At 58.7% G+C, this 13,457-nt stretch carries 10 protein-coding genes and 3 tRNA genes; 4 read left to right on the forward strand and 9 right to left on the reverse strand.

The genetic code is table 11. The features are described from left to right. Positions 1-104: 104 nt before the first annotated feature. Positions 105-180: transfer RNA gene (locus tag BN1117_RS11515), tRNA-Asn, on the reverse strand. A 2-nt stretch (positions 181-182) separates the two neighbouring features. Next, positions 183-258 (reverse strand) — tRNA-Asn (locus BN1117_RS11520). Positions 259-744: 486 nt separating this feature from the next. Here BN1117_RS11520 and dauA point away from each other — a divergent pair. Together dauA and BN1117_RS11530 are read left to right on the forward strand one after the other, a co-directional pair. After that, positions 745-2,481 carry a C4-dicarboxylic acid transporter DauA gene (gene dauA, locus BN1117_RS11525; protein ID WP_040097514.1) on the forward strand — a complete coding sequence of 579 codons (1,737 nt, stop codon included), beginning with the start codon at positions 745-747 and terminating at the stop codon, positions 2,479-2,481. A 183-nt stretch (positions 2,482-2,664) separates the two neighbouring features. Then, a tRNA-Ser gene (locus BN1117_RS11530) sits at positions 2,665-2,752 on the forward strand. 273 nt (positions 2,753-3,025) lie between these two features. Here the strand turns inward: BN1117_RS11530 and BN1117_RS11535 are convergent. After that, the gene (locus BN1117_RS11535; RefSeq protein ID WP_040097516.1) at positions 3,026-3,748 is read right to left on the reverse strand and encodes a DUF2982 domain-containing protein; all 723 of its coding nucleotides are present in this window, start codon (positions 3,746-3,748) and stop codon (positions 3,026-3,028) included. A 207-nt stretch (positions 3,749-3,955) separates the two neighbouring features. Between BN1117_RS11535 and recR the strand changes: the two genes are divergently transcribed. Beyond that, on the forward strand, positions 3,956-4,558 hold the full coding sequence (gene recR, locus BN1117_RS11540) for a recombination mediator RecR (protein ID WP_040097517.1): 603 nt from the start codon (positions 3,956-3,958) through the stop codon (positions 4,556-4,558). Positions 4,559-4,735: 177 nt separating this feature from the next. Further along, positions 4,736-6,649, forward strand: a complete 1,914-nt coding sequence (htpG, locus tag BN1117_RS11545) for a molecular chaperone HtpG (protein WP_040097518.1) — start codon at positions 4,736-4,738, stop codon at positions 6,647-6,649. Positions 6,650-6,753: 104 nt separating this feature from the next. Here the strand turns inward: htpG and BN1117_RS11550 are convergent, their stop codons facing one another. The 6 genes from BN1117_RS11550 to pspF all read right to left on the reverse strand — a co-directional run bounded on the left by BN1117_RS11550 (position 6,754) and on the right by pspF (position 13,314). After that, the gene (locus BN1117_RS11550) at positions 6,754-7,539 is read right to left on the reverse strand and encodes a peptide ABC transporter ATP-binding protein (protein WP_040097520.1); all 786 of its coding nucleotides are present in this window, start codon (positions 7,537-7,539) and stop codon (positions 6,754-6,756) included. A 34-nt stretch (positions 7,540-7,573) separates the two neighbouring features. Continuing rightward, positions 7,574-8,572 carry a peptide ABC transporter ATP-binding protein gene (locus BN1117_RS11555; RefSeq protein ID WP_040097521.1) on the reverse strand — a complete coding sequence of 333 codons (999 nt, stop codon included), beginning with the start codon at positions 8,570-8,572 and terminating at the stop codon, positions 7,574-7,576. Between the two features lie 118 nt (positions 8,573-8,690). Then, positions 8,691-9,584 (reverse strand): ABC transporter permease subunit, encoded by an 894-nt coding sequence (locus BN1117_RS11560; protein ID WP_040097523.1) that lies wholly within the window; start codon positions 9,582-9,584, stop codon positions 8,691-8,693. Between the two features lie 35 nt (positions 9,585-9,619). Beyond that, positions 9,620-10,579 carry an ABC transporter permease gene (locus tag BN1117_RS11565; protein WP_040097525.1) on the reverse strand — a complete coding sequence of 320 codons (960 nt, stop codon included), beginning with the start codon at positions 10,577-10,579 and terminating at the stop codon, positions 9,620-9,622. Between the two features lie 2 nt (positions 10,580-10,581). Next, positions 10,582-12,177, reverse strand: a complete 1,596-nt coding sequence (gene sapA, locus BN1117_RS11570; RefSeq protein ID WP_040097527.1) for an ABC transporter substrate-binding protein SapA — start codon at positions 12,175-12,177, stop codon at positions 10,582-10,584. A 108-nt stretch (positions 12,178-12,285) separates the two neighbouring features. Beyond that, complete coding sequence (pspF, locus tag BN1117_RS11575; protein ID WP_040097529.1) at positions 12,286-13,314, reverse strand: phage shock protein operon transcriptional activator; 1,029 nt, start codon at positions 13,312-13,314, stop codon at positions 12,286-12,288. Between the last annotated feature and the right edge of the window lie 143 nt (positions 13,315-13,457).

Raw genomic sequence — 13,457 nt, forward strand, 5'->3', positions numbered from 1 at the left:
GAGGGGAATGTGGCAGAGCAAGCGGTGAGGGGTAGCTGGCTCGGCTTGAAACAATGGAGAGATGGATATGAAAAAGCCCAGCCATAAGGCTGGGCTTTAGAAGATGGCTCCCTCGACAGGACTTGAACCTGTGACATACGGATTAACAGTCCGCCGTTCTACCGACTGAACTACGAGGGAATTGGCTCCTCCTACTGGACTTGAACCAGTGACATACGGATTAACAGTCCGCCGTTCTACCGACTGAACTAAGGAGGAATTGCCTGTCTCGTTGAGACGGGGCGAATATTAATGACCAGGGCGGCAGGTGTCAACCCGCGAGCTCCCCGAAAACGGGATTTTCAGACTGTTTGCCCAAAAGTTGCGCTTTACGGTTTATTTTCAGAACAATCAGTCCCTTGCCATCACCTTGGCAGATCGGAGCAGAGGCATTTGTGCGTTTCGCATCAACATGATGATGCCGGCATGATGTCGCGAACGTGCAGGTAACCAATTGGGTTTCAAATGGTAATCTTTGCAGCTAAAAGGGGGAGAGCAAGAGTTAACATCGGTGATTTGGCGGTAAATGGGCCAAATCATGAGTCAGAGTGTTTTTCATTGATCCTGCCCATCGAAAAAATGGTCGGGCTGGAGTAAGGTTGCGCAGGATACCATCGCCGCGTCGACAGCCCTGCCGGCCCTTGATGATGATCGGGCGCCGGATCCCTCCGGCCTTTATCTCCCTCTTCTGGTATTACGATATACATGCACAAGCAAGCCTCTTTAAATAGCGTGAAGCTCGCCATCGCCTTACGCCAGTCCTGTATTGATGAACCCTACAGCATGGCCCGCTTCGGCCGTGATCTTATCGCCGGAGTGACGGTGGGCATCATCGCCATCCCGCTCGCCATGGCGCTGGCCATCGCCAGCGGTGTGCCGCCGCAACATGGTCTCTATACCGCTATCATCGCCGGTATTGTGATTGCCGTGACCGGTGGCTCCCGTTACTCCGTCTCTGGCCCGACTGCCGCTTTTGTGGTGATCCTCTATCCGGTTGCCCAGCAGTTCGGGGTCGGGGGGTTGTTGATGGCGACCCTGCTCTCCGGCCTCTTTCTGGTGGCGATGGGGATGGCCCGTCTTGGCCGTCTTATCGAGTACATCCCCCCTTCAGTGACGCTGGGCTTTACCGGTGGTATTGCCATCGTGATCGCCACCTTGCAGATCAAGGACTTTTTGGGCCTGACTGTGCCCGAGATGCCGGAAACCTATCTGGGCAAGGTCGAGGCGCTGGCCGCCGCCCTGCCAAGCTGGCAGTGGGGCGATACCCTGGTGGGGGTTGCCACGCTGGCGGTGCTGCTGCTCTGGCCGCGTCTGCGTCTGCCGGTGCCTGGCCATCTGCCCGCGGTGCTGGTGGGGGTGGGCCTGGGCTTTGCTCTGCACTATTTCGGTGTTGATGTGGCCACCATCGGCAGCAAGTTCAGCTATACCCTGGCCGATGGCACCCAGGGAACGGGGATCCCCCCCATTGCGCCGACGCTGGTGATGCCCTGGGCACTGCCGGGGCCGGATGGTTTGCCGGTTGAATGGAACCTGGCGGCCCTTGAGCGACTGCTGCCTGCTGCGTTCTCCATGGCGATGCTGGGTGCGATCGAATCGCTGCTCTGCGCCGTGGTGCTCGATGGGATGACAGGTCGCAAGCACAGCTCCAACGCCGAGCTGGTGGGGCAGGGGCTTGGCAATATCGCGGCTCCCTTCTTTGGTGGCATTACTGCTACCGCTGCCATTGCCCGCTCCGCTGCCAACGTCCGTGCCGGCGCTACGTCCCCCATCTCGGGGATCGTCCATGCGCTGGTGGTGCTGGCCGCCATTCTGGTGCTGGCCCCCTGGCTCTCCTGGCTGCCGCTCTCGGCCATGGCTGCCTTGTTGCTCATCGTGGCCTGGAACATGAGTGAAGCGCACAAGGTGGTGGAGCTGATCCGTCGCGCCCCCACATCCGATGTGCTGGTGTTGCTGGTCTGCCTGTCGCTGACTGTCATCTTTGACATGGTCATCGCCATCACCTTCGGGGTGATCCTGGCTTCTCTGCTTTTTATGCGTGAAATCGCCAAGATGACCAAGCTGCACGACTTGGCCAAGCATAAGCGCTATGCCGGTGAGGTGCCTGCAGACACCTTGCTCTACAAGGTCAATGGCCCCTTGTTTTTTGCCGCTGCGGAACGGGTCTTTGCCGAGCTGGCGGCTCAGGTAAAGGGACACCAGCTGCTGGTATTGCAGATGGAGGCCGTCTCCATTCTCGATGCAGGGGGGCTCGCTGCTTTTCTGCAGTTTGAAAAGCAAATGGCCAAGGCGGGTGTGCAGGTGCGGATCGCCGAATTGCAGTTCCAACCGCTCAAGACCCTGGCCCGGGCCCAGGTGCGTGCAGTACCCGGCAAGCTGGAGTTTTACAGCTCGCTGGAAGAAGCACTCAAAGGTGAACATTTGCACGAAGCGGCGGTAAATTGATTGAAAGGGATACGAAACGGCATATTTTTGGTCACTTGGTTCGGATATTGAGCAAACGAACGCAAAAAGTAAAAAATTGCATTGACCAAAAGCCATCGTATCCCTTACATTACGCCCCGTCGCCGCGGCATAGCCCGCCAGCGAATGTGCAGCTCAAGCACATAAAGCAGTGAGCAAAAATTTGGTGAGGTGTCCGAGTGGCTGAAGGAGCACGCCTGGAAAGTGTGTATACGGCAACGTATCGAGGGTTCGAATCCCTCCCTCACCGCCAAATATAACCCGTTGATTTATCAGCGGGTTTTTTCATTTCTAGACTTACGTGATTTTTTCCTGGATCAACCGCGTGGAACAATCATCTCTCTGAGCAAACCGGCCGCCGGCATCTAGTGCGCACGGCCCCCGCACAGCGCACACCGCATTCCGCACACCCACATACCTGCACTCCACATACCCGCACACCCACATCGAACGTAACCGCACCGACCTTGATAGCGGCAGTCGGTTAGCAAGGCGCGACAGAGGGGGAACACAGGGTGCGAGAGGGTCATTGCTCGTGCGGATCTGCTGGCGATGGCAAGAGCATCATAGATGCGTGCCGATATTGGCGCAGCAGTTGCAGAAAGTCATCCGGTTCCCGATCCAGGCTGTTTATCGGAATGAGCAGATCATAGCCGAGCAAGTGGCGCATCCGGGTCATGCGTTGTGCGAGCATGGCCAGTGCCCCGTCATACCTTGTTCCTTCGGGGGTACAAAATGCACTCTCTTCCAGTAAATCGATGCCCTGCAGGGGGTCGTTTCCCCGAACGGGTTGGCCATGGAGTGGTTCGTTTTGCATGGCTTGCAGTAGCAAGGAGCGTTGTTCGGTCAGTAGATGCACGGCCAGTCTGGGGGTGATGAGCTTTAGAAACTCGTCATAGCGTTTGATCTTGAAGCCTATGTAAGGCAATGGCTGGAGATCCCACCCGACATGGACCCTGGGTTGATCGATGCGCTGGATATTGTGCCACTTCAGGACCCAGCCACCATATTTGTGGTGATAGTGGAGGTAGTGCTGGCATAGGGAGAGGCTGATCGGGGGCTCATTGAGCTTGAGACAACCAATCAATGTCATCATCAGGCCACTGAGCAGCAATACATAGGCTGGGATGGGCGGGCTTGCCACAAACAACCAAAGCAGTAATAGCATCAGGCTGGTGATAAGCCCCCCGGCCCAGATCAGGGTCAAGCCATTGCGGCGGACCAGAGGCTTGATATGTCGTGTTTCCATTAAACCTCCTTGTCCTGTTGAGGATGGCGAGCGTTCCGATACTACCCGTTTGTGAGCAAGTATAAGCGTCGCGTTTTTGCGCTGACCCGTAAAGCACATGGCAGTCAGAGACGGGCTCGGGTATAGTCCTGCGCCAATGCGTGATCCTGTTTTGCTTACCCGTTGTGACCCTGCTGGTGACGAGGGCGAGCCCGTGTAAGGAGTGTTATGAAGTTCAGTCCCCTGCTCGATGAGATGATGAAGGCCCTGCAGGTATTGCCGGGGGTGGGGCCCAAATCGGCACAGCGGATGGCCTTTACCCTGCTCGAGCGCGAGCGAAGTGGCGGCTTGCGGCTGGCTCAGCTGCTTTCCCGGGCGCTGACCGAGATTGGTCACTGCAGTCACTGCCGTACCTTTACGGAAAATGAGCGCTGCGAGATCTGCGTCAACCCCAAACGGGAGGAGAATGGCCTGCTCTGCGTGGTGGAGAGTCCGGCGGATGTGGCTGCTATCGAGCAGACCGGCCAGTTTTCCGGTCGCTACTTTGTGTTGATGGGCCACCTGTCGCCACTGGACGGTATCGGCCCGGAGGAGCTGGGGCTCGATATGCTCGAGCGGCGTTTGAAGGAAGAGCACATCAGCGAGCTGATCCTCGCCACCAACCCCACCATCGAGGGGGACGCCACTGCCTGGTATATTGCCGATATGGCCCGGGCGGCCGGGGTAGAGGTGAGCCGCATCGCCCACGGGGTACCGGTCGGGGGCGAGCTGGAGCTGGTGGATGGCACCACGCTCTCCCACTCCCTGATGGGACGCCAACGTTTGAAATAACATGGTGAGCCTGCCTGCTGCCCCGCATAAACGGGCTCGGGTGGAGCAATAAATCGCCGTTTGCGCGGGTTTAAAGGGGCGAGTGAGCAGGATTGCACACTCGCCCCTTGATATTTGATTGGCCGTCCCCATCTAGGTTGGGCATATGTTCAACCCGATGTTTCTGAGGATTGGTCCATGACCCAAAGTGTTCATGCCGAAACCCACGGCTTTCAGACTGAAGTCAAACAACTGCTGAGCCTGATGGCTCACAGCCTCTACTCCAACAAAGAAGTATTCCTGCGCGAGCTGATCTCCAACGCCTCCGATGCGGCGGACAAGCTGCGCTTCAAGGCGCTTTCCGATGCCTCTTTGTTCGAAAACGACGGCCAGTTGCGTGTGCGTCTGGTGGTGGACAAAGAGAAGCGTACCCTGACCATCTCCGATAACGGGATTGGTATGACCCGTGATCAGGTGATTGAGCACCTGGGTACCATCGCCAAGTCCGGCACCGCCGAATTTTTCAAAAACCTCTCCGGCGATCAGGGTAAGGATTCCCAGCTGATCGGTCAGTTCGGGGTCGGTTTCTACTCCGCCTTTATCGTGGCCGACAAGGTGACCGTGGTCTCCCGCGCCGCCGGTACTGCGCCGGAGCAAGGCGTGCAGTGGGAATCTGAAGGGGAAGGCTCCTTCACCGTGGCTGACGTGACCAAAGCGGGTCGCGGTACCGACGTTATCCTGCACCTGCGTGCCGAAGAGGACGAGTTCCTCGACGATTGGCGTTTGCGCTCTGTGGTGGGCAAATATTCCGATCACATCAGTGTGCCAGTCGAAATGTTCAAAGAGGGCACCCCGGATCGGGAAGAGGATGGCGAAACCATCGTCGGCACCCCGGGCGAGTGGGAGCAGGTCAACCGCGCCACGGCACTCTGGACCCGTAACCCGAAAGATATCAAAGACGAGGAGTATCAGGAGTTCTACAAGCACGTCGCTCACGACTTTGAAGATCCGCTGCTGTGGGGTCACAACCGGGTGGAAGGGGCGCAGGAGTACACCAGTCTGCTCTACGTACCGGCCCGCGCACCGTTTGACCTCTACAACCGCGAGCAGAAGCACGGTCTGAAGCTCTACGTGCAGCGCGTCTTTATCATGGATGACGCCGAGCAGTTTATGCCGACCTACCTGCGCTTCGTCAAAGGGGTGCTGGACTCCAACGATCTGCCGCTCAACGTCAGCCGTGAAATCCTGCAGGACAACAAGGTGACCGCCTCCCTGCGCAAGGCTTGCTCCAAGCGCGTCCTGACCATGCTCTCCAAGCTGGCGAAAGACGATGCCGAGAAGTACGCCAAGTTCTGGAAAGAGTTCGGTAACGTGCTCAAAGAGGGCCCGGCCGAGGATTACGCCAACCGCGAAGAGATCGCGAAGCTCCTGCGCTTTGCCAGTACCGCGGGCGAGGGCGAAGCCCAGACTGTCTCTCTTGAGGATTACGTTGGCCGCATGAAGGAAGGCCAGCAGAAGATCTACTACATCACTGCTGACTCCTATGCCGCTGCCAAGAACAGCCCGCACCTCGAGATCTTCCGCAAGAAGGGTGTCGAAGTGCTGCTGATGTGGGAGCGTGTCGATGAGTGGCTGATGAGCCACCTGACCGAGTTCGATGGCAAGCAACTTATCTCCGTCACCCGTGGCGAGCTGGATCTCGGCGATCTGGAAGACGAAGCCTCCAAGCAGGCCCAGGAAGAGGCTGAGAAGGCCAATGCCGGTCTGGTGGAGCGGGTCAAGAAGAGCCTGGGCGATGCAGTGAAAGAGGTGCGTGTCACTCACCGTCTGACCGACTCCCCCTCTTGCATCGTCACCGACGCCTACGGTATGAGCACCCAGATGATCAAGCTGATGCGCGCCGCCGGCCAGCCGGTGCCGGAGCAGAAGTACATTCTGGAGCTCAACCCTGACCATGCGCTGGTGAAGAAGCTCGATACCATCGAAGACGAGGCGCTGTTCGGTGAGTGGGTCACCCTGCTGCACGAACAGGCCCAGCTGGCCGAGCAGGGCGGGCTGAATGATCCGGCGAGCTTCGTCTCCCGCATCAACCGTCTGCTGCTGCAAGCCTAAGCCGCGACGCCGCTAACAGAAAGCCCACTGCATGCAGTGGGCTTTTTTGATCCCGCCGTGTGGGCTCGGCGAAAACAGTGGCAAGGGGAGGGGCCAGCGCCTCTCTATTTGCGGTATTCGTTGTTGTAGTTCTGAATGAGACGGCGGGTCACCTCGTGCTGGGGATCGGCAAACACCCTGAGGGTCTTGCCGCGCTCCACTACTCGCCCCTCGTGCATCACCAGCACCTCGTCACTGATATGGCTGACGATGCCCAAGTCGTTGGCCACCAGCACATAGCTCAGCCCCATGGTCTCCTGCATCTCCAGCAGCAGGTTGATGATCTGGGAGCGCACCGAGATATCCAGAGTGGAGAGCGCCTCATCGGCCACCACTATCTTGGGGTTGAGGATCAGTGCCCGTGCCAGCGCTACCCGCTGCTGCTGGCCAGCGGAGAGCATCTGTGGGTAGAAGAGGGCGTGTTCCGGTAGCATCCCCACCATGCGCAGGGTCTGCACCACCTTCTCGCTACGTTCTTCTTCGCTCATTTCGGTGTTGAGGCGTAGCGGTGTCTCCAGGATCTGGCCAACCCGGATCTTGCGGTTAAGCGAGGTGTTGGGATCCTGAAAAATCATCCGCAGCAGCTTGCAGCGGGTCTGATAATCGCCGTGCACCATCAGCTGGCCGTCAATGGCGATATCGCCGCCGGTGGGTTCGATCATGCCAGCCAGAATACGGGCGAGGGTGCTCTTGCCGGATCCCGCTTCGCCGACGATGGCCAGGGTCTGGCCAACCTCAAGGTCAAACGAGAGGGGCTTGATCGCCTCCACCGCCTGGCGGCGGAACAGACCGGTGCGGTTCTGGTAGGTTTTGCTAAGGCCTCTGACCTGCAACAGGGACGGCTCGATCACAAGCGGGGCTCCTTTATGGGGGCATTAACGGTCATCATTTTTTCGGCTCTTCCATGTTCAGCGGGAAGTGACAGCTAAACTGGTGGCCTTTCACCTTGTTCATCAGCGGGGTCTGTACACACTGCTTCTGGGCGTAGGGGCAGCGCGGCCCCAGCCGACAGCCGATGGGCAGGTGTTGCAGTGGCGGGATGACGCCAGGCAGGGTTTCCAGCCGCGACTTGTGGCGCACCAGCTTGTCAAAGTCGGGGATCGATTTGAGCAGCGCATCGGTATAGGGGTGATGCGGGCTCTCGAGGATCTGCTCGCGGGTACCCACTTCCACCATCTGGCCGCAGTACATCACATTGATGGTGTCGGTCAGGTTGGCGATGGCGGCGATGTCGTTGCTGATGATCAGGATGGTGGTATTGCCCAGCTTGTTCATCTTGTCCAGCAGTCGCAGGATCTGGGAGTGGGTGGTGGACTCCATGGCGCTGGTGGGCTCATCAGCCACCAGCAGGCGAGGCTGGTTTGCAATCGCCATGGCGATCATCACCTTCTGGCACATGCCATCCGACAGCTCGTGGGGATAGGCACGCATCACCTTGCGGTGATCCTTGACCCCAACCCGGTGCAGCAGGGCGATAGCCCTCTTCTTGCGCCATTGGAAGCGCTGCCAGAGCTGCCCCTCGAACGAATCGGTCGGGATCGCCTCTTCCAGCTGGGTACCGATCTCCTCGGAGGGGTCGAGACAGCTGATGGGGTCCTGGAAGATCATGGCGATCTCGCGCCCCATGATGCGGCGCCGCTCGCGGGGCGCCATGGTCAGCAGATCCATATCGTTGAAGCGGAATCGGTCGGCTCGTACCGTCCAGTTATCCTTCTCGATGCCAACGATCACTTTGGCGATCAGGCTTTTGCCGGAGCCCGACTCACCCACCAGACCACGGATCTCTCCCTCCGCAAGGGTCAGGCTCACCTTGTCCACCGCCTTGACCTTGCCCTGCGGCGTATCTATCTCGATGGTGAGATTACGAATATCTAGCAATGGCATCAGTTCATCCCCGCGGCAAGGGTCTCTTCACCCACCAGCGAATAGCCGATGGGTATGCAACATAATGGTGTACCTGCGCCGATGGCGACCATGCGAATATCTAACAGGGTTATCAGCATCAGTCATTCCCCTCTTTGAGCGCTTCGCGAATGCCTTCACCGACGATATTGGTCACCAGCACGCTAAACAGGATGGCGATGCCGGGCAGGGTGACGGTCCAGGGGGCGAGATAGATAAGGTCGCTGGAGTCGGCCAGCATGGTGCCCCACTCCGGGGACGGGGATTGGGCGCCGAGGCCAAGAAAGCCCACCGCCGAGATATCGAGAATAGCGGCAGACAAGGTACGGGTGGTTTGCGCTACCAGGGTTTCAACAATATTGGGCAAGATAGCCAGCCGCATGATCCGAAAGGGGGGCGAGCCATCAAGACGGCTGGCGATGATGTACTCCTTCTGCATCTCGGTATGGACCGCGTTGTAGGTGGCCCGGATAAAGGGGGGGATCAACGCCAGGGTGATGGCGATCAGGGTGTTGAACAGACCCGGCCCCAGGATGGCCACCATGATGATGGCCAGCAGCAGGGACGGAATGGAGAGCAGGGTATCGAGCAGGTGGTGCAGCACACTCGATTTGAGCCCCTTGCTCATGCCGCCGAGGATACCGATAGCGGAGCCCACCACCATGGCGATCACCACCACCACCAGGGCGTACCCAAAGGTGAGACGCGCCCCTACCACCAGTCGGGAGAGCATATCGCGCCCCAGATCATCGGTGCCGAGGAAGTAGTCGATATTGCCGGTCGCTGCCCAGGAGGGAGCCAGTAGCAAATGCTCGGCATGTTGCTCGTCGATGCCGTAGGGAACGACCAGCGGCCCGACCAGAGTGATGATCAGCAGCAACAAAAAACACCAGAGCCCCGCCATCGCCAGCGGATTGCGGTTGTAGGAGGCCCACGTCTGCTCAAGGGGCGAGAGGATCTTGAGCTCGGGATAGATGTTCGATTTATCTTGCATAGGATACCTGGCTCCTGGTCACGCCATGAGCGCGTTCAATCTTGTTTGGCATACAACTCTTTGCGCCGTGCCGGATAGATAAGGGTGGTGAGCAACTCGGTGCTGACGCTGGTCAGGATAACGAAACTGGCCACCACCAGAGTGGCGCCACGAATGGCGGCGTAATCCTGCAAGGCAATGCTGTTGATGAGCCAGCGGCCGATCCCGTGCCACTCGAACACCACTTCGGTGATCATGGCACAGGTGAGCACACTGCCCAGTTGCAGACCCAGCAGCGGCAGTACCGGTGGCAGGGCATTTTTCAGACCATGGCGCCAGACGATCTGGCCCTTGGAGAGGCCACGGCTCGCCGCCGCCTTGATGTAGTTTTGCTTCATGACATCGATCAGCGAGCTACGCACATGACGGAGCACCTCGGTGGTGGGCACCACCGCCAGCACCAATGACGGGAGAATAAGATGGCGCAGGGCATCGTGCAGGGCCGCCTCTCGCCAAGGTTCATTACTGAGCAATACATCGATGAGAGCAATGCCGGTGACGGGAGGCACATCATAGAGCAGGCTGATCTGACCCGATGCTGGTAGCCAACTGAGGTCCAGCGAAAACAGCATCACTACCAGCAGGGCCAGCCAGAACACAGGTACCGAATAGCCGATCAGTCCGGCACTCATAATGGCCAGGTCGAGTGGTTTGCCTTGAGAGAGAGCCGCCAGGGTACCGAGCGGAATGCCTACCAGCAGGGAGATGGTAAAGGCTGCCAGACAGAGGATCAGGGTGGCAGGGAAGTAGTGGCGGATCTCGTCCAGCACCGGTAGCCCGGAGACGCTGGAGAGCCCCAGATCGCCATCCAGAATACGGCGCAGGAAATCGGGATAGCCACTCCAGAAGCTGGCATGCTGGCCGATAAGTCGCACGTCCAGCAGATAGGCGACGAAGGTGAGCGCCAGCAGGGTAATGAGCAGCAGGTTGATGCGGCGCAAGGTGTATAAAAGCATGCTTACTCCCTGTGAGCCTGGTTGAAGGAGGTGCCGCCAAAGGGCATCAGCGTCAGCCCCTCGATATCGCTGCGGCTGACCTGGGTACGCAAGGCGTGTGCCAGCGGGATCAGCGGCAGCTGTTCGTTGAGCAGGGTCTGGGCGTAATAGTAGTTACGCAGCCGGAACGCCAGCTGGGGGGTTGTGACCGCATCATCCAGCAGCTGATCGAAGGCCGGGCTGCACCAGCGGCTGTAGTTGTTACCCCGCTCCACTGCCGAGCAGCTCAGCAGCTGGCGAAAGAAGTTGTCCGGGTCTGCGTTGTCAGCAATCCAGCCCGACAGCAGGCTGTCGTACTGTCCTCTGGCGAGCCGTCCTTCGATCACTGGCCAGGCTTGCTGTACGATCTTGAGCTTGATCCCTACCTTGGCCAGATCGCTGCGGATCAGCTGGGCTGTCTTGAACGCATCCGGGTTGTAGGGACGGGCGTCCGGTTGGACCAGCACCTGCATCTCGAACCCTTTCTCCAGTCCCGCCTCCTTGAGCAGTTGGCGCGCCCGTTTCAGGTCGGGCTTACGAGCAGACAGACTGGGATTGTAGCCCCATGAGAGTGGGGGGAGCAGGCTGTTTGCGGGCAGACCGGTATCGAAATAGACCGCTTGTAGCAGGTTGTCGATATTAATGGCGCTGGCAATGGCCTGACGCACCTTGACGTTGTTGAAGGGGGGGGTACGGGTATTAAGTGCCAGATACGCCACATTCATCCCTGACTGAACCGAGAGGTTCAAGTTGGGGTGTTGCTTGATCACCGAGAGTTGGCTGGCCACGGGCGTACTCATCACATCGCATTCGCCAGTCAGCAGTTTGGCTAGTCGTTTGGCGGATTTGGGGGTGATGTCATAGACCAGTTGTTCAATCTTGGCATCGCCGCCCCAGTAGCCGGGATGACGCAGATAGCGGATGAACTCGTTGTGGCGATACTCCTTGAAGCTGAACGGGCCGGTGCCGATGGGGCGGCTATCCAGCAGGGACGGCGTGCCAGCCTGCAGCATCTGATCGGCATATTCGGCGGAGAGGATCACCGCATAGTCGCTGGCCAGGGTGGCGAGGAAGGAGGCGTTCGGCTGGTTCAACTCAAAGACGACAGTTTGTGGCCCTTTCTTATAGACCTTCTTGATCAGCTGATCCTGCCCCAGGCTGTAGAAATAGGGGTAATCGCCGCCGGAGACATTGTGATAGGGGTGCTGCTCATCGAGCTGGCGGGCATAGGTAAAGACCACGTCATCGGCATTGAAGGTACGGCTTGGCTTGAACCAGGGGGTGTGGTGAAACGTCACGCCCTTGCGCAGGGTCAGGGTATAAGTGAGGCCATCTTCGCTGATGTGCCAGTGGGTGGCGAGCGCCGGCTCCAGCACCAGCGTATTGGGGTTCACCTCCAGCAGGCGGTCGTAGAGCGGACGGGCGCTGGCATCCAGCGTTACCCCTGAGTTGGAAACATGGGGGTTGAAGGAGAGCGGCGCTCCCTCAGCACAATAGATGAGTCCGGTTTTGGAGGCCTCGGATTGCTTCTGGCAGCCGGTGACCAGCACCAGCAGACCCAGTAGCAGGGGGGTGAGCATTCTCATTGTTGAACCATGTTTTTATAGGATTTTGGTACGCATCTTTTGATACAAATGTGCCAGCGCGAAGGCTGGCATGTTGCAGGTATCGGCATTAACCGTGCTTTTTCACTCTTGTTCTGCATCATTATCGCCATCTTGCAGCTGATATTTGCGTAGCATGCCACGGAACTGGTGATAGCTTAAGGCCAGCTGTTGAGCGGCTTTGCGCTGATTATACTGGGATTGCAGCATCGCTTGCTTGAGTAAATTAATCTCATACTCCGCCACCGCCTGCTTGAGATCGCGCGGCAGGGCAAGGGGGGATGCAGATTGTACCTCGCTTCGGGTCTCTTGCGCAGGCTGTGTGAGCTGTGGTCGCCAGGGTGAATCAAACGGGTTGAGCACCAGGGTCGAGAGCGGCAGCTGGGGATTGCCCTGACGATAGATGCTACGCTCCACCACGTTCTTCAGCTCCCGCACATTGCCCGGCCAGTGGTAATCCAGCAGTAGCTGGGTCGCCTTGCGCGAGAACCCGGCAAACAGCGGATAGCCCAGCTCCCGGGTCATGCTGTGGGCGAAGTGCTCTGCCAGCATCAGGATATCCTCCCGCCGCTCCCGCAAGGGGGGGAGGGTGATCACATCAAACGCGAGCCGATCGAGCAGATCGTGGCGAAACTGCCCCTTGTCGGCCAGCGCCGGCAGATCCTCGTTGGTGGCGCAGACCAGCCGCACATCCACCTTGAGGGGCTGGGCCCCACCCACCCGCTCGAACTCGCCATACTCAATCACCCGCAGCAGCTTCTCCTGCACCCGGGCGCTGGTGGTGGCCAGTTCGTCGAGGAACAGGGTGCCGCCATCGGCCCGCTCGAAGCGGCCTTGGTGGCGCTTGGCCGCACCGGTAAACGCTCCCGCCTCGTGACCGAACAGCTCGGTCTCCAGCAGGCTCTCGCTCAGGGTGGCGCAGTTGATGGTGACAAAGCTTTGATCCCAGCGCGCCGAGAGATAATGTAGGCGGTGGGCGATCAGCTCCTTGCCCGTCCCCCGCTCACCGATGATCAGCACGGGTTTGCGCAGCGGGGCGAGCCGTGAGGTCTGCTCAATGATCTCGAGAAATGCGTTGGATTCCCCCAGCAGGCTTTCCGTGGCCGTGGTCATAGTGATCCCTGTCAGTTGTAAAAGCTGGTCAATCTTACCAAAAGTTGGTGATTTTAATCATCACTTGCGCGAGGCATCTTGCAATCCGGCTATTCTGCCCCATATAAATCAACAAGTTAAATTTTGTTCCAGATTGGCACACA

This window comes from Aeromonas australiensis, from assembly GCF_000819725.1.
Taxonomy (GTDB): domain Bacteria; phylum Pseudomonadota; class Gammaproteobacteria; order Enterobacterales; family Aeromonadaceae; genus Aeromonas; species Aeromonas australiensis.